Here is a 22992-nt window from a genome sequence, read left to right as displayed (position 1 = left end):
CGAGGATTAAATACGTTAACCAATAAACTCCGGTAATTTGCTCAAACCTGGCGTTGCAATCAATTTAGAGCCTTAAAATAATGCTGCTGTTTTATATCTATCACCTCTATAGTTACGCTAGTCACAGTCGCAGTAATCAATGAGATCGCATTATACACTCGCTCAAGTAGCAGAGATTTTTGCTCATCGCTGCGACCCGGCATGATAGCAATATTGAGATGGATGAAACTTGCCTCATTAGACTCGCCCACTTTGAAAAATTCACAGCGATGTGCACGGGTTTTGATAGCCTGAGGCTCAAACAGCTCTGATTCAGTTAAGCCTCTATGGCAGGCTGCAACTAAAGCCTCAATCGATAACACATCGGTTAATGGCGCAGAATATTCAATCGTACAATGGGGCATAGGCAGCTCTCGTTGCTAGTGATAAGGAAAAGATAGGAGCTTATTCAGACCAGACGGCATATTCATTACCATTAGGATCGAGAAAGTGGAATCTACGTCCACCAGGAAAAGAAAAGATGGCTTTGCAAATATCCCCTCCCGCTTGCACCACATTAGTTTGTGACGCTTCGAGATCTTTGGAATAAATCACAATTAATGGGCAGCCAGAGTTCGTGGTGAACGACTTGTCACTAACAAAGAAGCCCCCCGTTATGCCCACATCGACAAAGCAGCTGTAGTCTGGACCGTAATCGATAAACTCCCATCCAAAGACTTGATTGAAAAACGCCTTAGTCTTATCGATCTCCTTAACCGGGATCTCAAGGTAGTTAATACTATGGTGCTGATGCATATGTCACTCCAGTGAATCTTATTCGATAAACATGTGTTCAGAGATTAAAGCACATTCAACTGAAGATAACAGTACCCAAGCTAAGCTCGATAACCTAACGATTCACCCAAAAAAAGGGAGCCTAAGCTCCCCCATTCCAACTCTTTTCATCGTTAACCATTTAGCCTTGAATTAGCGCCGCAGCTAAACCTATTAAGCCGCCAAATACGCCGCCCCACACCACTAGCCAACCTAAGTGTTCACGGATCATCTCTTGTATGATTTCTTTCACAAGTTGCGGTGTCAGCTCATCAAGTCTTTGAGTCACAATCTCCTCAACTTTGGCACGCATATCGGCAATCATATTTGGCTGTTCAAGCTCTTCTTTAACTAATGCATAAAAATCATCGCTTTGCGCGATCTCACTTAAGGAACTTTTCATTTTTTCAATAAAAGGTTCACGCAGTGGTGTAATCGCATCAGTGCCACCGAACATGGCGAGCATGCCGCCTAGAGAGGACTGCGCAACCGTGCTCAAGAGGGCGTCAAAGGCTGGTGATAAATCCAATTTTTCAATAACGGGTTGTAGATTTAGCTGCTTTTCAACGCCACCGTCACCCGATAAAAAACGATCGATATTTTCCTCGGTAAAGAACTGCTTCATCATTAAGTGCGCAATCGCAGCTTTAAATTCTTCAAAGCGTGAGGGTATAACGCCAGAGCCGTATAAACCCGGTACTTTTTCAAACAACATATGGATGGCTAACCAGTTAGTCACCGCTCCAGAAAGTGCAAATAGCCCAACAGTTAAAACTATTGGTAAAGCAAACAAATAACCAACAGCAACAAGAATGGCTGCAATTAAATTAGTGATAACACTCTTATTCAAGCTAATTCCCCAACGCAAGATTAAAAACGCGCTATGGTACCAACCAAGAAAGACCTGAGGCAATAGCCTTAATCATGCAGATTTGATCTCGATTAGGCTAACGATAACATTCAGTCAGTGATTGAGTTAATTTTTTCCTCCACGTGCTGCCGCGCGCAAATCCTTATACTCAAACGGCAAAACATGAATATTGGTATACTCGAACCCATCTAAGAATGCTTGTTGCTGCGCTTGATTAACCGCTAACGGTTCACCACAAAGGAACACTCGACAGTCTCGACCAATGGGATGCTGCTGTGCAGCAATATCTGCCGCTTGACCATAAGTACAACGACTGGGAAGCCTCTGTTCACTCTGTGCCTTTGAGGTGATACAGGCTTGATAATTGAATTGCTTGTTTGCCAGTGACAACTTTAATAATGCCGAATGTAAATAAAGATCTTGTATATACCGAGCATCATGGTACAGATAAATATCACCTTGGTGATCCAGCGCTAACGCGTGCTCAACGATCCCCACAGCCGCTCCTATACCACTACCATGACCAATAAGAATAAGCTTATCTGTTTGATATTCAGCCTTATAAATACATTGCCCCAATGGTCCCTGCACTAAAAGCTGCTCTCCCACACTGGCAGTGCCAAACAACCAATTACTAAATTGGCCATTATGTTTTCGCGTGATGTGCATCTCGATAAGATTACCTTCTAGGCATTTAACGATAGCGTAACTGCGAGTTAGCCCATCAAAACGGCGCAAATTGATATATTGCCCCGGCAAACTATCGAGCCGTTCAGATAGCTTAATCACTAACTTCATGAGGGAATCGCTGACAAACTGACGCTCAACTAATTGCGCAGAGATAAATAAATCCTGCTCCAAAACAGTTTTTAGCCTCAATCCATCCTTAGGAATACATTGGCATGCACAAAGGTAGTCATTGGCTTTCAATCTCGCATTTAAACCACGCTGCGCCCCAGGCGATAACTCACCGCCAACATGCTGTACTAAGCAGGTTTTACAGGTACCCTTCTTACATGAGTAACTGATGGCATTCCCACTACGAATTAGCGTATCCAAAACTGATTCATTCAGTTGAGATTCAAAAGTTTGTCCATCTAAAAAAAATCTGCTCATTAGCTAATAATTTCATTAAAAATTCTAAAAAATATTATGATACCGCAATCATTTCCGTGATAATGACGCTAAAATTAGTAGGGCGAGTATCGACTCTTATCAATCATTCTTAAGTTTGATTTTTATTAACATGATAACCACTCTGCCATAATTAAATCGACAAAGGTTAGTATGTCTTTTATCAAAAAATTGCTTCAGCCTGTGCTTAAGGGCTACCGTCAGCGTCCAAAGTACCAACGCCTGCTCATAATATCCGCCGCGATATACCTCACCTTTACTGCAATTCTAGGCCTTTTAGTTCCATATATCCTTGTAAAGCAAGCACCTCAGCAGTTATCAGCATTATTGCAGCGCCCTATCACTCTCGAAAGCGTTAAGATCAACCCCTTCACGCTTGAGGTTGCTATTGATAAGTTTCAGCTGCTCGAAACAGACAACAAGCCCTTTGTCAGCTTTCAGCAATTAAGCTTTGAATATCAATTTTGGAACTCAGTATTTAATACCGCATTTAGTGTCGCCGATGTCACGTTAACGGCACCAGCGATAAACGTTGTGCGAGTCAAGTCCCCTCAAGGTTTGCGATTTAACTTTTCAGACATTATAGACTCTTTAGCAAATCGGCATACAGAAGAGAGTGTATCAGACTCAACATCGTCTGCAGGTATACCTCACTTTATGGTCACAAATCTGGCCATCATTAATGCTAATTTGAGCTTTGTTGATCACGTAACAAATAGCCAATTGCACTACCCTAATTTAAACTTCAACGTAAAATTTTTCGATTCTAAACATGCAATAAAATCGACACTTGAAAACCTTGGTGACGAGCAAAAAACTAATCACTATTCAGCACACGTTACAGGCCGTAACGGGGGAGTCATCGCCACTCAAGGTTTAATACAACTATCTCCTCTGAACATCGTCGGCGATGCGCAATTAACTAACATCCAACTGCCACAGTTTTGGTCATTTATCTCTAAGAAATTTGCACCAGAGCTAACGTCTGGACGTTTGAGTCTATCGAGCAATTATCAACTCCAGATGCAAGACGATAAATTCGAAGTCACCACCGACCTAGGGCTAGTCCAGCTCGATGATGTTAACTTTGATTACCAGAAACAGTCGATAATCAAGCTGCCCATGATTGCCCTTAAAGGCATAGCCTTCAATCTCCAACAGCAAACAGTTACTGCAGAAACCTTAGATACTAATGGCTTATTGCTTAATGCTAAAATCAATAAAAACGGCGTCGATCTTGCTGCGCTGTTTACCCCATTAAGTGAAACTGCCACCTCAGCGCAAAAGGCTGAAGCAAACCCTACAACGCAAACCCTAGCCAACAAAAACAACAATCAAAGCCAAGAGCAAAGCAAGCCCAGCTGGAAGGCCGTACTTAAGGGGATCAATCTTAAGGATTATCAAGTCAACATCACCGAGCAGCTGGTGACTAAAAACACTCTTTGGCAGATAGACGACATTGACCTCACCACCGGTGCAATAGAGGCCTCCCTTGCCAAGCCCATAGACTATCAACTGTCACTCAACATCAACCAAGAGGGGATAGTTAAATCTAGCGGCAGCATAGATACATTAAAACAGTTAGTGAATGCCAAAGTGTCTATTGCTGAGTTTGCCCTGCCGCAAATACAAGACTACCTAAAACCTTATGTGAATATCGTGCTTAAACAAGGTGATTTCAATACTCAAGGGGAGCTGGTAATCGATGCCAAAACCGAGCAGTTAAGCTATATCGGCAACTTAAGCATTAACGATCTCCTCATTAAAGATACGGTACAGAAAAAAGAGCTACTCAAATGGAAAGGTCTAGCCATCAACCGTGTAGCATTTGATAAGGCAGCCAACCGCCTCGATATCGACCATATTGCCCTAAACCAGCCCTATGGTCGCATCATTATCGCCAAAGATAAGAGCACCAATATTGGCGATCTGATTGTTAAATCTGCTGCAAACAAAACAGACAAAAAGGGTCAAGAGACCAAAGCGGTCACCGCCAGCGCGACGACTAAAGATACTGATGACAAAGCATCGGCTAAGCCATTGGCATTAACTATCAACAAAATCACTTTTAAAGATGGCTCAACCTTCTTCGCCGATAACTCTTTAACGCCCAGTTTTGCGGCGAGTATTGTGCATTTAGACGGTAAGATCAGTAAGCTCTCTTCAAACAGTAAGCAAACCGCATCGGTGGATATCACAGGTAAAATCGATCGCTACGCGCCTGTCACCCTAAAAGGCGATATCAATCCATTACTGGAACAGCCCTACTTAGATTTAGACCTTAGTTTTAAACATCTAGAGCTTACCTCAGTCAACCCATACTCCGGCACTTATGCAGGCTATTACATAGATAGAGGACTGCTATCATTAGATCTCAACTATAAACTCGATAACAGCCAGCTCGTCGGTGAAAATCACTTAGTCATCGACCAACTAAAGCTTGGTAAACCTAGCGATAGCAGCCTAGCCACTACCTTACCAGTCACCTTAGCTATTGCCCTACTGCAAGACAGACACGGTGTGATTGATTTAGGCCTGCAGGTCTCTGGGGATGTTGACGACCCAAGCTTTAGCATCGGCAGCATAGTGATGACCGCCTTTACCAACGTGATCACCAAGGCCGTAACCGCTCCGTTTAGTCTGCTCGCTAATTTACTTGGCGCCGATGAAGGGGAACTCGATAAGATCAATTTTGCAGCAGGGAGCGCGACTCTTGATAGTAAAGAGCAAGAAATCTTAGACAAGTTGGCCAAAGGACTGAATGACAGACCTATGCTGACCCTCAATATTGAGGGAGGCGTTAACATGCTTAAAGACAGTCACGCGCTCAGCGAACTGCAGCTTAAGCGCAAAATCGCCCAAACCGCTAAGCTTGATATCACAGCACTTCCGGCAGATCTTTCACCAAGTAGCTTTCCAACATCAGGGCCACTATCAGATGCACTCATTAAACTCTATGAAACTGAGTTTGGTAGCTCGGCTGAAGCGGTAAAAGATAAAATAGCAGCAGAACATCAAGGGAAAGAGAAGCTAACCGATGAGCAGTTATCTCAGCGCTGGCACATTGCTTTGTATAATTTTACCTTAGGCGCTCAGCGCATAGACGAAAATGCACTTGGTAAACTAGCTCAACAACGTGCAACCACAGTGAAAACCTACTTGATCGAGAAGAAGAATATCGCACCACAAAGAATATTCCTGCTCGATAGTCGAGTGGAGCTTAACACTGGCGCTAGCCAAGCCTTATTAACCTTATCCGCTAAGTAACTTATCTCAGGACGAAACACACAAGCCACAGAAGGCACACTTATGTTAGTGTGCCTTTTTATTCTTAAAAATAGCGTCTTTTCTACTTTTGTCATTAAACTGAATTAATACTAATCAGTATAAGCTCACGCACAAGTAACCATGGAAATATGGATTTAATTCATCTCGCTAGTAAAACGTTCAAAGGAGTGGACTATGAAACTCGCACTACTGAGTGACCCAAGTACCGAAAATGGCCAAATGGCGCTTAATGTATTACTCCAATCGCTCGTAAAGATCGATAAACACTCGCCGCTAAGAGTTGGCTATATTGCATCTCAGCCCGACCCACAGCGAGAGTTCTTTCGACAAGTTCAGCAAATGTATCAAGTGCTCGGCGCCGAACTCAGCGTTTACCTCGAACTAGAGGCAGGATTTTCTCAAAGTGCTCTTGATCACTTATTGAGCTGCGATGCCATTCATCTATCTGGTGGCGATACTTACCGTTTTTTAAAGGGCCTTAAGCATAGAAAGCTACTACCTGTGCTACGCCAATACGCTATCAATGGCGGCGGCCTTATCGGCGTCAGCGCTGGGGCTATGATAATAACCCCCTCGATTGCCAGTGCCAGTCTCTGTGGCGATATCAATCACTGTGAACTCGATGATTTAAGCGCACTCAATCTCGTGGACTTTATGTTTACTCCCCATATTAACCCAGCTCTGCTGCAAAGCGATCGCTTTCAACAACAGTTAGCACCATTCAAGCAGCAACTCTGTTTATGTCCAGATGATGCCAGTCTCCTATTAATTACAGATAAAGTTGAACAACTCGGAGCTTGTCAGTGGCATTTGCTGTAAAAATGAAAAGTGTTCTTTGCTCAATGCTTTCAACCCTGTAACACTTGAGTTAAAATCTGCACGAGTATCAATACATCAGAGGTAGTTAATGTTTATTATTCGTTGGGTATTAGGCCGTATCATTTTGTTTTTAAACTTTGTTTTTGCGCCTAAAAAACTAAAGCGTCCACAAGAAGAGCAACAAAGAATCGACAGCACAACCAGCAACATGACTATTTACGAGTATAAGGCGTGCCCATTTTGCGTTAAGGTTCGTCGCTCACTACGCCGCCAAGGCTTAAACATCATCACACTCGATGCTAAGCAAGAGCCGCATAAGAGCACCTTGTTAAATGGTGGTGGAAAGCTGCAGGTTCCTTGCATGAAGATTGAAGAAAATGGTCAGTCGACTTGGATGTATGAATCATCAGAGATCATCAACTTCCTCGATAAAAAATTTGCATAAGCAAAACCTGCTTTAAGCAAAAGGCAGCATTCATATGCTGCCTTTTCATATTAATTTAACCCGACTTCACTCTATCTCAGGCCCACGCAGCGATAAACTACCTAGCATTCGTCGGCGCAGTCAGTACAGCCTTGCCTAAAAGGTGCTGATAGATATTATATCCCGCCAGCGCAGCAGTTCCATTTTCTGGCAATTCTAGATGGGCAACATCTAATGCATAAACAGTGATTTGGTAATTATGCGGCGCAGCTCCTTCAGGAGGGCAGCCACCACCAAAACCTTTAAAGCCGAAGTCATTAGAGACCATACTCGCCCCTTTAGGAAGATTAGCCCCTCCCTTTAGACCCGAGTTAGCCGGCAAACTCTGAGTGCTTGCAGGCAAGTTAACAACCATCCAATGCCACCAGCCGCTACCAGTTGGCGCATCAGGATCATACATTGTCACGGCAAAACTTTTGGTCCCTGCAGGGACGTCATTCCAACTGAGCTCTGGAGAGATATTCTCTCCTGTACAGCCCCATTGATTAAATAACTGGGCATTTTTAAGTGTCTTTCCTTCTGTGACATTTGTACTATTTAGCTCTATCGCCTGACTGGAAAATGCAAATAAACTACATGCAGCTAATAACACGACTTTATTGAATCTCATATATTCTACCTATATTGATTTGATTAATGTCTACGTCCCTATGCTATAAGCATAGTAGAAAAAATGATAGCGAACTTACAGATTAAATCGCTACATTACCCTAATCAGCAAGAATAAAACCGCAATCTAACATATACTTCACTGATATTAACCTGCGCCACAACGGTGCGGCAGTATCTTTAGCTGCACAGGAAGGCATCCGAAATAGTGATTACTTGACGGAAACCAAGCTATGTATTATAGCTTTAAAAAGGACGAATTTCGGTACTCAAGGATGGAGTAATCAATTTGAAATGTTCAAAAAAAGGTTCTTGCCAATTTCCCTGTAATGGCAAGCTTCCGCCACGTTTTGATTGCTATATCGCGCTTGGCATAGATAAGGTCATGGAAGCCAACGCCTTACCTAATGATATCGGAACCAAAATAGCCTCATCACTCATCGAAAACTTAGATGCGGCCAACTTCTGTGGCCAGGTTCATCGAAACCTTCAACATATATCGCCGACTAGAGAACGAATACTCGATCGACTCATCGTGCATAAATTTGAGGAGTACTACGCTCAGGTTATTGAGATGATTTCAGGAAAAAAGCATAGAGCTAGGCGCATTGGCGAGTTATTTGATGTTATTCCTCGAGGAGAGTGTCTGGATCTATTCTTATCTTTGATCAAAGAACACTGTATGGGTACGGAGCAAATAAGAAAATACACCCAAGACATAGACTTACTAGCACTGAGATTTTCCGAACAGACCGGGATCCAATGGGAGCAACTATATGCTAGCGATGAATATGAAGCCTGTATGTCAGGGTTATTTTCGATAATTTTCCACCACCTTATCGATAGAAGCGTCCCCATCCCCGCACTAAATACAAAGCTAAATGATAAATATCAAGCCGAAAAGATCAATAAACTACTACGCCATATGAGCAAGTTGTGGTTGAATCAACATCATGACTACTCAATATAGGCGTTTATCCAGCAAGGCCTTTGTCTATTACATTACCCATCATCGAGCCTCATCGCCTCTTTGATTTCATCACAGCTAAAGCCTTTACGAGATAAGTAAGCGTAGGCTTTGGACTTTTCTTTATAGTCCGATAAGTCATAACGCTTTTTAGCCAGCTCACCTTTGCAGCTTTGATAAAAATCGACATCTCCTGCGTTCGTCAATTGGTACAAGGTGTCTTCAAAGTCGCTCAAGTCAATCAGTCGCTGCTTAAGCTCCTGCTCTATCAGGGTTTGACCTTTGCCTTTATTATATAACTTGATTATTTCACGGCTTAAGTCGACTCTATCCGCCTTGACGGCCAATTTACTGCGTAGCGTGTCACGCATCGGATGCAGCGATAAGGCGTGCTCAATCTCAACTCGAGAAAAACCTTTTGCGGTCATCTGAGCGTAGACTTTCTCTTTATTGGTACCATGAAAGTTATCATATCGACCAAGGAGTCTAGACGTTGCCATCTCTAAAGTATCGACATTTTGCTCATCCATCACCCGCTCTATCGCGCTATCAATCTCGCTAACTGATACGCCGCGCCGTTGTAACTTGCGCCTTATTGCGCCAGCCCCCAGCTCATGGCTAAAGGCCAGCTCGCAATAGCGTACTGCAAAGTCAAAATCACTTTTTAGATAGCCACTTTCTATCAGCCTCGCGATTACAGTATCGATCCACTCTTGGTTTTCGGTTTTTCGCTCAAGCTTGCTGCGAATCTCATTAATGGTGAAGTCTTGCTGACTCAAATGCCAATAGGCACTATTGAAAACATTATCGATGGTTTTGGCTTGACGTAGTGGCGGGCGCAGCATAACGAATTGAACTTAAATTAAAAGATGAACAGAGCCAGTGTAGCAGAATACTGCTCTCTTAAAGAGTAAAGTGTAAGGAATAAGAGGGAAGAATAAGCCTGAGCTAACAACTTAGTAGTAAGAGGCGCCGAGTTATTGCTAACTCTGCGCTCATTTTCAAAAGGCTAGCCCACCTTATTGATCATGCCTTTAAGCACTATATCGTGGTAACTCACCAATCCGGCTATCTTACCGCTCTCTATCACAGGCGCCTTAGTAATGCCGAAACGCTCGAATAGCCGAGCACTGTAACGCACATCCATCGTGCCGGGTACACATAGCACTGGCTTGACCATGATCTCATAAACGTTGACTCTCTCGGGGGATCTATCCTGTGCGAGCACCTTCTTGGCAATGTCACTCATCAGTACCATGCCGAACTCATCATCTTCATGGCGCTTATTAACAAACAGCACGTTTACCCTGCTTTTCACCGCGTGGTCAATAGCCTCGGCCACGGTTTGCAGGCCATCGATCATGGCATAATCTTGACTCATGACATCATGATTTCTTACCAGATTTTCAGTCTTCATATTTGATCCTCAATATCATGAGTTAGTTTTTGTACTTGGTGGGCAACCCCTACGGCGTCTTCCACATCAATTTGAATGGCAATACCTTTACCCGAATCGCTGTCAAAACCGCCGACTTCACTAACGGTTTCTAAAATAGCTCGGCATAGGTGCTCTTCAACCAGTAGCAGCACCACATCACGCTGCACGTCTAACGACAGCCCCATAAAGGTTTTCTGTTTATTCAGTCCCTCACCGCGCGCATGATTAATCACTGTCGCCCCCGTCGCTCCTTTACTGCGAGCGGCATCGAGAATAGAGTCGGTACAGGCGTCGTCAATAAACACCAAGATCAGTTTAAAGCGCATTATCTCGCTCCTTTTGGGTTTTATTCTTAAGTTCCACTAGCTGGGCATAGCCCATCACAGTGATCATCGGAAATAAACTGGCAAAGGCGATGAGCCCAAAGCCATCAATCAGCGGGTTACGACCATCGACATTCGTGGCGAGCCCCAGACCTAACGCCGCCACTAACGGTACGGTTACGGTGGATGTAGTCACTCCGCCCGAGTCATAGGCCAGTGGCACTATGGTCTTAGGCGCGTAAAAAGTCTGGATCACCACCAACACATAACCAGCCATGATGTAATAATGAATAGGGTCGCCCACCACGATACGAAAACAACCTAACGAGATCCCGAAGGCGACACCGATCGCCACCGAAATTCGTAGTCCCTGAATGCTGATAGTGCCACCGGAAACCTGATTGGCTTTAATGGCAACTGCAATCAAAGAAGGCTCGGCAATAGTTGTACTGAAGCCTATCGCCGCCGCAAAAATGTAGACCCAATAGTAGTCCTGCCAGCCATTGACGGTATTTTCTAGATCGTCTTCATGGATAAACTCATGGGAGGTGAGCTGCTCAGCCATACTCTCACCAATCGGAAATAATGCCATCTCAAGACCCACTAAGAAAAAGCTTAGCCCTAAAATGACATAAACAAAGCCAGCGGCAACGCGGCGCCAGTTCGCCACGGGTCTTTTCAGTACGCCAAGCTGAAAGCCAAACAGAATTATCGCAATGGGGACCACATCACGTATGGTGATCAGCAAGGTATCAAGCAGTTGCTGCAACATATCCATTAAAGCACTCCTATTAAAAGCACTGGCATTAAAGCACTCCCATTAAAGTACCAGCATTAAAGCACCAGCATTCCGTAGATAAGCACAAAAATCATCGGCATTAAGCTGGCAAACGCTATCAAGCCAAAACCATCAAGCATAGGGTTACGCCCCTTAATCACCGTCGCTAAGCCCACACCAAGGGCGGTCACTAACGGCACGGTAATGGTCGACGTTGTCACTCCCCCCGAGTCATAGGCGATACCTATGATGTTTTCTGGGGCAAACGAGGTCAAAATCATTACGATGACATAACCTGAGATAATCAGGTAATGAATAGGCCAGCCTTTTAAAATTCTGACCACTCCAAGTAAAATAGCCAGCCCGACCGATAGTGCTACCGTGAGTCGCAATCCCAAAGCGTAATCATCCATAGACTCTTCAGTAGGTGTTATCGCCCCCGCTTCTGCAGCAACCTCTGCCGCCTCATTGGCCACCGCGGTTAATGCAGGCTCAGCTAACGTGGTACCAAAACCAAGAGAGAAAGAAAAAACAACCAGCCAAAAAACACTACCTTTACGCGCTAAGGCATGTGCTAAAGACTCACCGATGGGAAACAGTCCCATTTCGAGACCAAATACAAAGAAGGTTAAACCGACAACAATGAAGACAAGACCGATGAGAATCGACAACAGATTATCTGGCGCTTGCTGTAGAACAAATATCTCAAAGAAGCAGACCACCAAGATTATCGGGATCAGATCTTTAAAACTACTAAACAAGGCTTTGAAAAGCTGATTAATTGAAGCCATAGTCACTCCTTTGGGGCCACATTTTCAGTGTGCCAAAACCAGCAGAAACCGCAACAAACAATTAACATGCGTTACAGTAAGTTTGAGCTAGATCAAGCATATCCTAGCTGACACGCGCAATGGTGTACGTTTGCGAACCAGAATATAGAGAAAAGCTTAATCAAAAACGCCCACACAACATTTTACATAGTGCTTGTTCGTTTCTACATTGGTGCATTATCACGTGCAAAGTTTAATTAACAGGCCAAGCGCTACAAACACTCAAACTCAATTAAGCTGACTTTTAGCAAGATCCACTCAAAAAACATTAAAACCACGCCATAAAGATAAAATGAGAGAAATATTTTCACTATATTGGTGAAAATCAATCAAAAACAGAAATATTCGATTGACAGCTTTCACCCGTAAATGTTTTTATATAGCCACTGAAACAAACAAGATGAATTTTAAATGACACAGTTTAATACTTTCCAAAACATCAATTGGTGGTGGCACTTCCCAAATTAGCGGGTGGTGTGGAACTGTGTGCTCAGAAAACTGAGTCAAGATTCAACAAGAAAGCCCGCATACACTGCGGGCTTTCTTGTATCTAAGCGATAATAAAATAAGCAAGAAGATAGAAAACTCGCAGCGGCAGGCTAGAAAAGTGAGATAAAACAATGAACAATGCATTACCCTACAAGGCAGGAGCATAAGCATGGAACACACTATCGCTAAGGTTATCACCCAAAAAGAAGCGCTGGCGTATCATGACGATCCACTTAGTCTATACCAGGATGTGACTCAAGATGCCCCTCACACCATGCTGCTAGAGTCGGCTGAAATAGACAGCAAAGATCACCTAAAGAGTATCGTATTAACTCACGCAGCAATGATGATCCGTTGCAGTGGCTACCAGCTTGAGTTTAGCGCGTTAACAGACAATGGTAAGACACTACTCGCGCCAATCAAGTCCTTTTTCGAGCAAACTTTTCTGGCCACGGAAATTAACCATATTAATGGATCAAGCCTAAGCCTAACGCTACAAAAAGAGTCTAATCAACTCGATGAAGACGCTCGCCTAAAGTCAACCTCTCCTCTCGATGGCCTGCGAGCGCTAGTTAAGCACATTCGCTGCGATGAAAGCCCCGAGTTTGAAGATCTGTTTCTAGGTGGCGTACTCTCCTATGACTTAATCGATACCGTCGAGCCACTGCCAAGCGTGCCAGAAGGCGATAACACCTGCCCTGACTATCTATTTTATCTCGCCGAAACCTTAATTCTTGTGGATCATCAGCTACAAAGCGCCGAAATTGTGACTCACCAATTTGTGCTGCCAGGCTACAACAGCTTAAACAAGCACTCAGACAAGAGTGCGGCACAGCTTGCAACCCGCATGAGCAAGCTGCAACAAAAGTGTCATTCACTCGCGCCCATTGCCGAGCTACTAGGTGTCGATGCCGAGACTCAGGTTAATATTTCAGACAATGACTTCAAAGACACGGTCAACAGCCTAAAAGAGCACATCGTCGCTGGCGATATTTTCCAAGTGGTTCCATCGCGCAGTTTCAGCCTACCTTGCCCCAATACATTAGGTGCCTATCGCGCACTAAGGCTGACAAACCCAAGCCCTTACATGTTCTACTTTCGCGGCGATGACTTTACCTTGTTTGGCGCCTCACCAGAAAGTGCCCTTAAGTATGAGGCGAAGAGCAATCAGGTTGAGATCTACCCGATTGCCGGAACACGTAAACGTGGCAAAACCGCCAGCGGTGATATTGATTTTGATCTCGATAGCCGTAACGAGCTTGAACTGCGCCTAGATAAAAAAGAGCTGTCTGAGCACATCATGTTGGTGGACTTGGCTCGCAACGATATCGCTCGCATCAGCCAAAGTGGTACTCGCAAAGTACCTGAGCTACTAAAGGTGGATAGATACTCCCATGTAATGCACCTCGTTAGCCGCGTCACAGGCCAGCTTCGATCCGATTTAGATGCACTGCATGCCTATCAAGCTTGCATGAATATGGGCACCTTAACTGGCGCGCCAAAAGTGAGTGCCGCTCAGCTGATTCGCGGCGCTGAAAAAACACGTCGTGGCAGCTACGGCGGTGCGGTCGGTTACCTCAATGGTCTTGGTGATATGGATACCTGTATTGTAATCCGCTCAGCCTTTGTTAAAAACGACATCGCCTACATTCAAGCCGGAGCCGGCGTGGTATTTGATTCAGACCCTCAGGCGGAAGCCGATGAAACCCGCCAAAAGGCACAAGCGGTTATTTCAGCCATTAAGATGGGAGGTGGGCTATGAAAATCTATCTGTTAGATAACTTTGACTCCTTCACTTACAACCTAGTCGATCAGTTTAGAAGTCTAGGCTACGAAGTGGTGATTTATCGTAATGATGTCGATGCTAACTTTATCGCTGACAAATTGTTAAATGAAACCGTACCCGCTGCGCTTGTGCTGTCCCCAGGTCCTGGCGCGCCCCATGAAGCGGGCTCATTAATGGCCTTGATTGAGTGCGTTGCAGGCAAAGTGCCTATGCTGGGTATTTGCCTTGGTCATCAAGCCTTAGTGGAACATTACGGCGGCAAAGTGGAACGCGCCAGACAAGTGGTTCATGGTAAGGCAAGCCCGACTTACCATAACGGTACCGATATCTTTGCAGATCTCCCCTCACCACTTCCGGTTGCTCGTTATCACAGCTTAGTCGCAACCCAAGTACCCGATTGCCTAGAGGTCATTGCGACGACTGAGGATATGCCAATGGCAATTATCCACAGACAAGATAAAGCGGTGGGCTTTCAGTTTCATCCAGAATCAATTTTAACCACCTTAGGTAGCCAGCTATTAGTACAAAGCTTAGATTATCTTTCTCGCGCATTAGCTAATAACAGCCACGATAACGAAAAAGGATAAGATGATGAGTCAAACAAAAATCACTCACTCCACAATTAAATCTACTGAAGCGCTTATCGAATCCCTTTACCGCGGCGAGAGCTTATCTCGACAAGACGCTAAGGCACTTTTTAGCCAGATCATTCAAGGCGAAATGAATCAAGCCACCATGGCGGGCATGCTAGTTGCAATGAAGATGCGCGGCGAAACTATCGATGAAATATCTGGCGCAGCCGATGCATTAAGAGCAGCCGCCAAAGACTTTCCAACACCGAGCAAATCAACAACTAACAAAGGTATCGTCGATATCGTCGGTACAGGCGGTGATGGTCACAACACCATCAATATCTCCACCACTGCCGCTTTTGTTGCCGCTGCAGCGGGAGCCAATGTCGCTAAGCATGGTAATCGCAGTGTATCGAGTAAATCGGGCTCGTCAGACTTACTGGCGCAATTTGGCATCGATTTAACCATGGAGCCAGAAACCGCCCGCGATTGCTTAGACGAGTTAGGGCTGTGCTTTTTGTTTGCCCCTCACTATCACGGCGGTGTCGCCCATGCAGTGCCAGTGCGCCAAGCGCTTAAAACCCGCACCCTATTTAATGTGCTTGGGCCGCTCATTAACCCATCACATCCTGACTTTATGCTACTAGGCGTCTATAGCCCAGAGCTGGTAGCGCCCATCGCGCAGGTGGTTAAAGCCCTTGGCATTAAGCGTGCTATGGTGGTTCACGGTAGTGGCCTCGATGAGGTGGCACTGCACGGTGATACCTTAGTGCATGAGCTAAAAGATGGCGAGATCAATGAGTACCGTATCACCCCCGCGATGCTTGGCGTCCCAAAGGCAGAGCTTACTGATTTAGAGGGCGGTGCACCTGAAGAGAACGCAGAGTACACCCGCGCCATACTTAAAGGCACAGGCAAAAACGCCCATATAAATGCCGTCGCCATAAATGCAGGCTGCGCTCTGTATGTAGCTGGCATTTGTGATGACATAAAATCAGGCACGGCCTTAGCATTAGAAACAATAAAAAGCGGTAAAGCCTACGAATTATTGACCCAGTTTGCTAACGCTAGCCAAGCTGGCAAAGGAGCCTAATGTGAGCACGGATCTACGAGAAACAACGGTGGCCAAAGAAAGCAACGTATTAACTAAAATTGTTGATTCCAAAGCGGCTCATATCGCGTCACTGAAACAACGCTTTCCTGAGGCAAGCCTTACACCTAAGCTGTCTGATAGAAGTTTGTTTGATGCGCTTAACGCCCCAAATGCTGGGTTTATTCTAGAGTGCAAAAAAGCCAGCCCATCGAAAGGCTTAATCCGTGATGTATTTGATGTCGATGCGATTAGCGACGTCTATAACCGCTACGCTGCGGGTATTTCGGTATTAACCGATGAACAGTTCTTCCAAGGTGATATGGACTATATTCCACGAGTGCGTGCTCGCGTCACTCAGCCTATCTTGTGCAAAGACTTCTTCGTCGACGAGTATCAGGTCAAACTTGCCGCTCATCAGGGCGCCGATGCGATTCTATTGATGCTATCGGTACTGGATGATGCAAGATATCAAGTACTTGCAACCGAGGCGGCTAAGTATCAGCTGGATATCTTGACCGAAGTGAGTAACGAGGCAGAGCTGAGCCGCGCCATTGAGCTTAATGCTGCCATTATCGGCATTAATAACCGCAATCTTCGCGATCTATCAACCGATCTTGCTACCACAGAAGCGCTGGCGCCGCATATCCCAGCTGACAGAGTGGTGATCAGCGAATCGGGCATTTATAACCAAGCCCAAGTTCGCCGCTTGAGCCCACTGGTTGATGGCTTCTTGGTGGGTAGCTCATTGATGGCCGAGGAGGATCTGGACCTTGCTTGCCGCACCCTGACTTTTGGCCACAACAAAGTATGCGGCCTGACCCGTATCGAAGACATGCTAGCTGTCGCCAAAGCTGGCGCCGTCTATGGTGGACTCATCTTTGCGAAAAAGTCTCCACGAGCGGTGACAGCCGAGCAGACACAAGAGCTAGTCAAACAGCTAAAACAGAGTGGTACTAGGCTCAATCTGGTTGGAGTATTTGTCAATGAAGCGGTCGATGTTATCGCAAAGCTCGCCGTCGATTTAGATCTATTTGCAGTGCAATTGCACGGTAAAGAAACCCACCTTGAAGTTAGCCAGCTAAAGGCGATTTTTGCTGAGCTAAACTGTCAAACTCAAATATGGAAAGCCGTTGCGGTGAGTATCGATGCTGAGGGTAATAGCGGCGATGAACTTGTTATCCCCGAAGGCATTGATCGAATCGTATTTGATAGCAAGTCAGACAACCAATTTGGCGGCACTGGCCAAACCTTTGATTGGCAAAAGGTACTGCCAAACAGAAGCGCAGCCTTGCTCGCGGGCGGCTTAAGCCCAGCCAATGCCACGCAAGCCGCTGCCCAAGGATTTTACGGCTTAGACTTTAACTCCGGCCTTGAGCAAATCCCTGGTATTAAAGATTTAGCCAAAATCACTGAGGCATTTAAGTTATTACGCCAATATTGATTATGACGCCTTGTTTAACCTAAGACTAGGCAAGTAAAAACAACAGAATATCGCCACAAACTAAGAACAGATGTGGCAACAAATTGAAGATAAAGGATAATACAATGAGCAAGTTAAATCCCTACTTTGGGGAATACGGTGGTATGTACGTTCCACAAATCTTAATGCCAGCACTTAAGCAGCTAGAGACCGCATTTATTGAAGCGCAAGAAGACGAAGCGTTTCAAGAAGAATTTACCGACCTATTAAAGAACTATGCGGGTCGCCCAACGGCATTAACGCTAACCCGTAACTTAAGCCCTAACCCACTGGCTAAGATTTACTTAAAGCGTGAAGACCTACTTCATGGTGGCGCCCACAAGACCAACCAAGTACTAGGTCAGGCGCTACTAGCAAAGCGCATGGGCAAGAAAGAGATCATTGCCGAGACGGGCGCGGGTCAACACGGCGTGGCAACGGCACTTGCCTGTGCCCTGCTCGGTCTTAAATGCAGAGTATATATGGGCGCCAAAGATGTTGAGCGTCAATCACCTAACGTATTTAGAATGAAGTTAATGGGCGCAGAAGTGATCCCGGTAACCTCAGGCTCTGCCACCTTAAAAGATGCTTGTAACGAAGCGATGCGTGACTGGTCTGGTTGTTATGACAAGGCCCACTATCTACTTGGCACCGCTGCGGGGCCTCATCCATATCCTACAATAGTACGCGAGTTCCAGCGCATGATTGGCGCTGAAACTAAGCGTCAAATTCTTGAGCGTGAAGGTCGCCTGCCCGATGCCGTTATTGCCTGTGTTGGCGGTGGTTCAAATGCGATTGGTATGTTTGCCGACTTTATCGATGAGCCAGAGGTTGCCTTGATTGGGGTTGAGCCTGCAGGTAAAGGCATTGATACGCCAATGCATGGCGCGCCACTTCATCATGGTAAAACGGGGATTTTCTTCGGTATGAAAGCGCCACTGATGCAAGATAGCGAAGGTCAAGTCGAAGAGTCTTACTCTGTATCGGCAGGCCTTGATTTCCCATCGGTTGGGCCGCAACATGCGCACCTTGCCGCCATTGGCCGCGCAACTTACGAGTCGGCGACCGATGATGAAGCACTGGAAACCTTCCAACTGCTCGCCCGCTGTGAAGGGATTATTCCGGCACTGGAATCGGCTCACGCAATCGCTTATGCGGTGAAGTTAGCCAAAGAAGCCACCAAAGAGACCCTATTAGTGGTTAACCTATCGGGCCGTGGTGACAAAGATATCTTCACCGTTGCGGACATTCTTGAGCAACAAAAAGTTGAGCAACAAAAAGTTGAGCAACAAAAAGCTGACAATCAGAATACAGAGAAAAACAATCAGGAGAGTGGCAATGAGTAATCGTTATCAGGCAGCCTTTGCCGCCCTTAATGAGAAAAACCAAGGCGCATTTGTGCCGTTCGTGACCTTAGGCGACCCATCACCTGAGCTATCGCTCAAGATCATCGATACCTTAGTGGAAAACGGCGCCGATGCCCTAGAGCTAGGCTTTCCATTCTCAGATCCACTAGCCGATGGTCCGGTTATTCAAGGTGCAAACCTGCGCGCATTAGCCGCAGGCACCACGCCATCTCAGTGCTTTGAGATGCTAGGCACTATTCGCGCTAAGTACCCAGAGCTACCTATCGGCCTGCTTTTATATGCAAACCTCGTGTTTGCCAACGGCATCGATAAGTTTTACGGCAAATGCCAAGCCGCTGGCGTCGATTCGGTATTAATTGCCGACGTACCAGTCGAGGAAGCCGCGCCTTTTATCGCATCAGCCAAGGCCCACGGCGTGTGCCCAATCTTTATCGCACCGCCTAATGCCGATAGCGAGACCTTAAAGCAGGTCAGCGAAAAAGGGGAAGGCTACACTTACCTGTTATCACGCGCGGGTGTTACTGGCACAGAATCGAAAGCGGGTATGCCAATTGGCGACATTCTCAATCGCCTAAAGGAGTTTAATGGTGCGCCGCCACTACTCGGTTTTGGTATTGCCGAACCTTCGCAGGTCAAAGCGGCCATCGATGCGGGCGCAGCTGGCGCGATTTCAGGTTCTGCGGTGGTAAAAATCATCGCAGCCAATAAAGACAACGAACAAGCCTTATTAAGCGCTCTCGGTGAATTTACCCGCAATATGAAGGCGGCAACGTCTCGCTAAGTAGTCGAACGACAGATAAAAAAATAGCGCCTAGGGCGCTATTTTTTTGGTTGATCCGTCATCGAATATTCTTAATCAATGACTTATTAACTACTTAAGCATCTCATTGACGCGAATAACCTGAGCGCGATAACCGGTGGCAAACATATCGTGGCTATCGATATTAATGCGTACAGCAGGCTCAGTTTCACCATATCGATGCTCAACCAGAATTGATTGCACCTTACCTGTGGTGTCATCCATCTTCAGGTTACCGTAACCGCCGCCTAGACCAAATAGACCGGCTGAGGCAAAGTAGCTCATCATGCTGTCTTTATCGGCTTGATATTTAACGATAGAGGTCACGGGTGAGTAACCTTCATAGCCAAGCTCATCCTTACCGTATTCCCAGACTTGCAGCACCGTCATGTTCTGCTCATCGATTTTATATTCCACCGAACGTGAGTACTTCTCAGTAGCAAACATAGGCTGGCCGAGATCGCGACCATCGCCGTTATCAAACACGGTTAGGGTACCTTTCTCTGGCACTAAGTAGGCGGTGTGTGATGTCCAGCTAAAGTCAAAATCTTTATCCTGACATGCGCCCTTCTCGTTACACCAAATTGGCTCACCATCTGGCGTAATAGGTTTAAGCAATTTATCTTGAAACTTCTCGCTCCAGCCTTTGCTAGCACTTAAGATCCACTTAACCTGTTTATCACGGCCAATCTTGATCACCGCCGATTGATGGCGCGAGCTAATGATGATGCTGTCGTCCTTTGGATCGTACTCGATTGAGTTAACATGAGCCCAGTTGCGACCCGTTGCCACGCCGTGAATATCACCATAAGGCGCGTTGGCCAAGTCTTCCTCGGTGGTTTGATGGCCCGCATCGTCAAGATTAATATTTAAACAGACCGCGCCCGCATCAAGTGACAGTAATGCCGCGTCACGCATTGGATCTAAGATAGTGTTTAGATCCCAATAGTCCACCAGCTTACCTGTGTTATCCACCTCGATAATTTGATCGCGAATCGTATTGACCAAGCGGCCATCTGAAGTACGGTAGTCTTTGGCAGCGGCGCGAATAAACACGTTTCCGTTGGCGCCCTCGATGCCTTCGTGAGAGGCATCGATAAAGTTACCCGGCAGATTATGCTCTGAGATCATCCGTCCCATAATCGACATCTTCTTCCAGCCTTGGCCTTGCACCCACACCATGTTGCCATCTTTAGTCACGTTCATGCCCATAGCATAACCCGCACTGTCAAAGCTTTTTGCATCATGAGTGGTATAGGGGTTCATATACCAGCGAATATCGCCCGCGGTATCGATAATGAAGAAGCCCGGTTTACCGTCCCACGAAAATGCACCTGGCGCATCAGCATTGTTATGCATCAGCGGCGCGGCTTTACCGTCGGCGTTAGTCCAGTTAACAAAGTACAATCTGTCTTTAAAATCAGCATCGACATGCTCAACTTCAACCAAGGGTGCCTTAGCCCACTGACTTTCTGAAAAACCCATATCGATATCGGGCGTTAGCATTTTATAATTGTGAGATTTACGCTCGCCGTTCTCAGTCCACTTAACGGTAAACTGATTCATAAACGCTGGATAGAGACCAAAAATGGGCACGCCGCCCTCATCCATCACGCGCATATCATCGACTTGATAAGTCAAGCTCACGCCATCTTCATCATTGGCATGCACGGTGACTTCAACCGCTGAAATGGTGTGCCCGGCTAGGGTCACTAAGGCCGTTAGCGGCGCATTTTCATAAGGATTATGAATAATATACCCTAATGGGGCGCCTTCGACAGGCTTAGGCTTCATGCCATCAATAGACGCTGCAACATGGACGCTACATAGACTAAGAGATAAGGCTAACGCAGGTAGCAGTAAAGAGGGTTTAGACATTTAATTGATATTCTCAGCGAGTCAAAAACTGAGGTGGATTATAATCAGCAAACACAATGAAAAATGTCAGGTAATTAACAATCTAGCGAGTTTATTTCGAGTTTGGATTACCGATCACGGTTTCACAATTTTGGCGACGGATAAGGAAACTTTCGCCACTCAGGCTTGTCCGCATGAGGAATGGGTTTCTCCCAGTTTAGTCAGCATCACTATCCATGGTGATATTGTGCTTTTTGGCATACCAGATTGCGGCTGGCACTTCGATAGTCAGGTAGATAATTAAGGTGAACCAAAACCAATTTGTTTCAAATATTAACAAGCTAAACTCATGGCCTGTTCCCCAATATTTAAGTCCCACCAGCGTTAATACAAATGCAGAGATGGCGATATCACACCAAAGCAAGCGATTAATATCACTGCCCGCAACTTTGGGGTAGATAGACAGATAACTCATCGCCACAACCACAGCAATAAGTGCAACAATCGATAATTCCGCCATAGCCATTAATTAAACTCCAAAGTCAAAAGTTAGTCAGAAAAGGCCAGCTAGCACCATGATATTTTATCCTTAAAAGTTTACCTCCTTTTCAATTCAGTGCATATCAGCACTTGCCATCAAAGCGTTTATATCCTGCTCCTCAATTTAACGATAATAATCTTAAGTACTGAAAGTAAAGAATCCACCTTCTGAAGAAGGTGGCTTTGCTATCTGTTGCAAATAAGACTCCCTAGAAGGGAGCTTTCCTATCGTGCTTTAGCAAGACGCCGTAAATATATCCCTATAGGCTCTGCTAAATCATCCCTGATTTAGAAGCTTGCACTGCACTTCTAGCAAGCTTAACTTTGTCACTGAGTCTAACGTGGATATGGTTAAATGAGCTTATAAGCCGTGTATCGCAGGGATGCGATAAGCGAGTCTCCATGGACACTTTCTATTCAACAAAAAGTCGGCATGCTAATAAGCCATTAAACATAGCCAACTCCATAACTTTCATTTGTTTTATTTCAGACATAGCCTCATTGATGATAACCACCTACTGAAGTAGGTGGTTTAGGGCTGAAAATAAAAACGCAGCCATGAGGCTGCGTTTGTAGTTATATCAAAGCTAACGACTAATCACCGAAGTCATCAAGTAAGATATTTTCAGGTTCGACACCTAGGCTTTCAAGCAGAGCAATCACCGATGAGTTCATG

The 22992-nt window shown here is 45.5% G+C and carries 22 protein-coding genes; 10 read left to right on the top strand and 12 right to left on the bottom strand.

All coding sequences use genetic code 11. The features are described 5' to 3' along the window. Positions 1–59: 59 nt before the first annotated feature. From SHAL_RS08655 to SHAL_RS08640, 4 genes are all read right to left on the bottom strand, one after another. A complete protein-coding gene (locus tag SHAL_RS08655; protein WP_012276776.1) occupies positions 60–404 on the bottom strand; it encodes a 5-carboxymethyl-2-hydroxymuconate Delta-isomerase in 345 nt (114 codons plus the stop codon). Between the two features lie 40 nt (positions 405–444). Beyond that, the gene (locus SHAL_RS08650) at positions 445–795 is read right to left on the bottom strand and encodes a VOC family protein (protein ID WP_012276775.1); all 351 of its coding nucleotides are present in this window, start codon (positions 793–795) and stop codon (positions 445–447) included. Positions 796–955: 160 nt separating this feature from the next. Then, positions 956–1663: a DUF445 domain-containing protein gene (locus SHAL_RS08645; protein WP_012276774.1), complete on the bottom strand. Its 708-nt coding sequence runs from the start codon at positions 1661–1663 to the stop codon at positions 956–958. A 126-nt stretch (positions 1664–1789) separates the two neighbouring features. Then, a complete protein-coding gene (locus tag SHAL_RS08640; protein WP_012276773.1) occupies positions 1790–2800 on the bottom strand; it encodes a 2Fe-2S iron-sulfur cluster-binding protein in 1011 nt (336 codons plus the stop codon). Between the two features lie 171 nt (positions 2801–2971). Between SHAL_RS08640 and SHAL_RS08635 the strand changes: the two genes are divergently transcribed. The 3 genes from SHAL_RS08635 to SHAL_RS08625 all read left to right on the top strand — a co-directional run bounded on the left by SHAL_RS08635 (position 2972) and on the right by SHAL_RS08625 (position 7370). After that, positions 2972–6085 (top strand): DUF748 domain-containing protein, encoded by a 3114-nt coding sequence (locus SHAL_RS08635; RefSeq protein ID WP_012276772.1) that lies wholly within the window; start codon positions 2972–2974, stop codon positions 6083–6085. Between the two features lie 195 nt (positions 6086–6280). Then, positions 6281–6925 carry a Type 1 glutamine amidotransferase-like domain-containing protein gene (locus SHAL_RS08630; protein WP_012276771.1) on the top strand — a complete coding sequence of 215 codons (645 nt, stop codon included), beginning with the start codon at positions 6281–6283 and terminating at the stop codon, positions 6923–6925. 88 nt (positions 6926–7013) lie between these two features. Beyond that, positions 7014–7370 carry a glutathione S-transferase N-terminal domain-containing protein gene (locus SHAL_RS08625; protein WP_012276770.1) on the top strand — a complete coding sequence of 119 codons (357 nt, stop codon included), beginning with the start codon at positions 7014–7016 and terminating at the stop codon, positions 7368–7370. Positions 7371–7467: 97 nt separating this feature from the next. On the opposite strand, the gene SHAL_RS08620 is transcribed toward SHAL_RS08625, so the two are convergent. Continuing rightward, positions 7468–8019, bottom strand: coding sequence for a YbhB/YbcL family Raf kinase inhibitor-like protein (locus tag SHAL_RS08620; protein ID WP_012276769.1), 552 nt, complete (start codon positions 8017–8019; stop codon positions 7468–7470). A 288-nt stretch (positions 8020–8307) separates the two neighbouring features. On the opposite strand from SHAL_RS08620, the gene SHAL_RS08615 reads away from it, so the two are divergent. Next, positions 8308–8988 (top strand): hypothetical protein, encoded by a 681-nt coding sequence (locus tag SHAL_RS08615; RefSeq protein WP_223296259.1) that lies wholly within the window; start codon positions 8308–8310, stop codon positions 8986–8988. Positions 8989–9020: 32 nt separating this feature from the next. Here the strand turns inward: SHAL_RS08615 and SHAL_RS08610 are convergent, their stop codons facing one another. The 5 genes from SHAL_RS08610 to SHAL_RS08590 all read right to left on the bottom strand — a co-directional run bounded on the left by SHAL_RS08610 (position 9021) and on the right by SHAL_RS08590 (position 12315). Continuing rightward, a complete protein-coding gene (locus tag SHAL_RS08610) occupies positions 9021–9830 on the bottom strand; it encodes a RecX family transcriptional regulator (protein WP_012276767.1) in 810 nt (269 codons plus the stop codon). 164 nt (positions 9831–9994) lie between these two features. Beyond that, complete coding sequence (locus SHAL_RS08605; protein ID WP_012276766.1) at positions 9995–10402, bottom strand: CBS domain-containing protein; 408 nt, start codon at positions 10400–10402, stop codon at positions 9995–9997. Continuing rightward, a complete protein-coding gene (locus SHAL_RS08600; RefSeq protein ID WP_012276765.1) occupies positions 10399–10749 on the bottom strand; it encodes a P-II family nitrogen regulator in 351 nt (116 codons plus the stop codon). Before SHAL_RS08600 ends, SHAL_RS08605 begins: the two co-directional genes overlap by 4 nt. Beyond that, positions 10739–11524 carry a DUF1538 domain-containing protein gene (locus SHAL_RS08595; RefSeq protein WP_012276764.1) on the bottom strand — a complete coding sequence of 262 codons (786 nt, stop codon included), beginning with the start codon at positions 11522–11524 and terminating at the stop codon, positions 10739–10741. The genes SHAL_RS08600 and SHAL_RS08595 overlap by 11 nt, the downstream gene beginning before the upstream one ends. A 56-nt stretch (positions 11525–11580) precedes the next feature. Beyond that, positions 11581–12315, bottom strand: coding sequence for a DUF1538 domain-containing protein (locus SHAL_RS08590; protein ID WP_012276763.1), 735 nt, complete (start codon positions 12313–12315; stop codon positions 11581–11583). Positions 12316–13012: 697 nt separating this feature from the next. Between SHAL_RS08590 and SHAL_RS08585 the strand changes: the two genes are divergently transcribed. The 6 genes from SHAL_RS08585 to trpA all read left to right on the top strand — a co-directional run bounded on the left by SHAL_RS08585 (position 13013) and on the right by trpA (position 19901). Continuing rightward, positions 13013–14605, top strand: a complete 1593-nt coding sequence (locus tag SHAL_RS08585) for an anthranilate synthase component 1 (RefSeq protein ID WP_012276762.1) — start codon at positions 13013–13015, stop codon at positions 14603–14605. After that, complete coding sequence (locus SHAL_RS08580; protein WP_012276761.1) at positions 14602–15216, top strand: aminodeoxychorismate/anthranilate synthase component II; 615 nt, start codon at positions 14602–14604, stop codon at positions 15214–15216. Before SHAL_RS08585 ends, SHAL_RS08580 begins: the two co-directional genes overlap by 4 nt. Position 15217: 1 nt before the next feature. Then, a complete protein-coding gene (trpD, locus tag SHAL_RS08575; protein ID WP_012276760.1) occupies positions 15218–16294 on the top strand; it encodes an anthranilate phosphoribosyltransferase in 1077 nt (358 codons plus the stop codon). A 1-nt stretch (position 16295) separates the two neighbouring features. After that, complete coding sequence (gene trpCF, locus SHAL_RS08570) at positions 16296–17735, top strand: bifunctional indole-3-glycerol-phosphate synthase TrpC/phosphoribosylanthranilate isomerase TrpF (RefSeq protein WP_012276759.1); 1440 nt, start codon at positions 16296–16298, stop codon at positions 17733–17735. Positions 17736–17839: 104 nt separating this feature from the next. Beyond that, a complete protein-coding gene (gene trpB, locus SHAL_RS08565; protein ID WP_012276758.1) occupies positions 17840–19099 on the top strand; it encodes a tryptophan synthase subunit beta in 1260 nt (419 codons plus the stop codon). Continuing rightward, positions 19092–19901 carry a tryptophan synthase subunit alpha gene (trpA, locus tag SHAL_RS08560; protein ID WP_012276757.1) on the top strand — a complete coding sequence of 270 codons (810 nt, stop codon included), beginning with the start codon at positions 19092–19094 and terminating at the stop codon, positions 19899–19901. Before trpB ends, trpA begins: the two co-directional genes overlap by 8 nt. Before the next feature lie 90 nt (positions 19902–19991). Here trpA and SHAL_RS08555 read toward each other — a convergent pair whose 3' ends face one another. Next, positions 19992–21797, bottom strand: a complete 1806-nt coding sequence (locus tag SHAL_RS08555; protein ID WP_012276756.1) for an aryl-sulfate sulfotransferase — start codon at positions 21795–21797, stop codon at positions 19992–19994. Between the two features lie 196 nt (positions 21798–21993). Further along, the gene (locus tag SHAL_RS08550) at positions 21994–22302 is read right to left on the bottom strand and encodes a hypothetical protein (protein ID WP_012276755.1); all 309 of its coding nucleotides are present in this window, start codon (positions 22300–22302) and stop codon (positions 21994–21996) included. Between the last annotated feature and the right edge of the window lie 690 nt (positions 22303–22992).

Origin of the sequence: Shewanella halifaxensis HAW-EB4 (genome assembly GCF_000019185.1) — a bacterium.
Lineage (GTDB): Bacteria > Pseudomonadota > Gammaproteobacteria > Enterobacterales > Shewanellaceae > Shewanella > Shewanella halifaxensis.
The sequence above is the reverse complement of the archived record's forward strand: the minus strand, read 5'-3'. Positions and strand labels throughout refer to the sequence as shown.

Bases quoted from the DNA above. Each gene is read 5' to 3' on its own strand.
- SHAL_RS08655 (WP_012276776.1), bottom strand. From the start codon at position 404: ATGCCCCATTGTACGATTGAATATTCTGCGCCATTAACCGATGTGTTA.
- SHAL_RS08650 (WP_012276775.1), bottom strand. From the start codon at position 795: ATGCATCAGCACCATAGTATTAACTACCTTGAGATCCCGGTTAAGGAG.
- SHAL_RS08640 (WP_012276773.1), bottom strand. From the start codon at position 2,800: ATGAGCAGATTTTTTTTAGATGGACAAACTTTTGAATCTCAACTGAAT.
- SHAL_RS08635 (WP_012276772.1), top strand. From the start codon at position 2,972: ATGTCTTTTATCAAAAAATTGCTTCAGCCTGTGCTTAAGGGCTACCGT.
- SHAL_RS08630 (WP_012276771.1), top strand. From the start codon at position 6,281: ATGAAACTCGCACTACTGAGTGACCCAAGTACCGAAAATGGCCAAATG.
- SHAL_RS08625 (WP_012276770.1), top strand. From the start codon at position 7,014: ATGTTTATTATTCGTTGGGTATTAGGCCGTATCATTTTGTTTTTAAAC.
- SHAL_RS08620 (WP_012276769.1), bottom strand. From the start codon at position 8,019: ATGAGATTCAATAAAGTCGTGTTATTAGCTGCATGTAGTTTATTTGCA.
- SHAL_RS08610 (WP_012276767.1), bottom strand. From the start codon at position 9,830: ATGCTGCGCCCGCCACTACGTCAAGCCAAAACCATCGATAATGTTTTC.
- SHAL_RS08605 (WP_012276766.1), bottom strand. From the start codon at position 10,402: ATGAAGACTGAAAATCTGGTAAGAAATCATGATGTCATGAGTCAAGAT.
- SHAL_RS08600 (WP_012276765.1), bottom strand. From the start codon at position 10,749: ATGCGCTTTAAACTGATCTTGGTGTTTATTGACGACGCCTGTACCGAC.
- SHAL_RS08595 (WP_012276764.1), bottom strand. From the start codon at position 11,524: ATGGATATGTTGCAGCAACTGCTTGATACCTTGCTGATCACCATACGT.
- SHAL_RS08590 (WP_012276763.1), bottom strand. From the start codon at position 12,315: ATGGCTTCAATTAATCAGCTTTTCAAAGCCTTGTTTAGTAGTTTTAAA.
- SHAL_RS08585 (WP_012276762.1), top strand. From the start codon at position 13,013: ATGGAACACACTATCGCTAAGGTTATCACCCAAAAAGAAGCGCTGGCG.
- SHAL_RS08580 (WP_012276761.1), top strand. From the start codon at position 14,602: ATGAAAATCTATCTGTTAGATAACTTTGACTCCTTCACTTACAACCTA.
- trpD (WP_012276760.1), top strand. From the start codon at position 15,218: ATGATGAGTCAAACAAAAATCACTCACTCCACAATTAAATCTACTGAA.
- trpB (WP_012276758.1), top strand. From the start codon at position 17,840: ATGAGCAAGTTAAATCCCTACTTTGGGGAATACGGTGGTATGTACGTT.
- trpA (WP_012276757.1), top strand. From the start codon at position 19,092: ATGAGTAATCGTTATCAGGCAGCCTTTGCCGCCCTTAATGAGAAAAAC.
- SHAL_RS08555 (WP_012276756.1), bottom strand. From the start codon at position 21,797: ATGTCTAAACCCTCTTTACTGCTACCTGCGTTAGCCTTATCTCTTAGT.
- SHAL_RS08550 (WP_012276755.1), bottom strand. From the start codon at position 22,302: ATGGCTATGGCGGAATTATCGATTGTTGCACTTATTGCTGTGGTTGTG.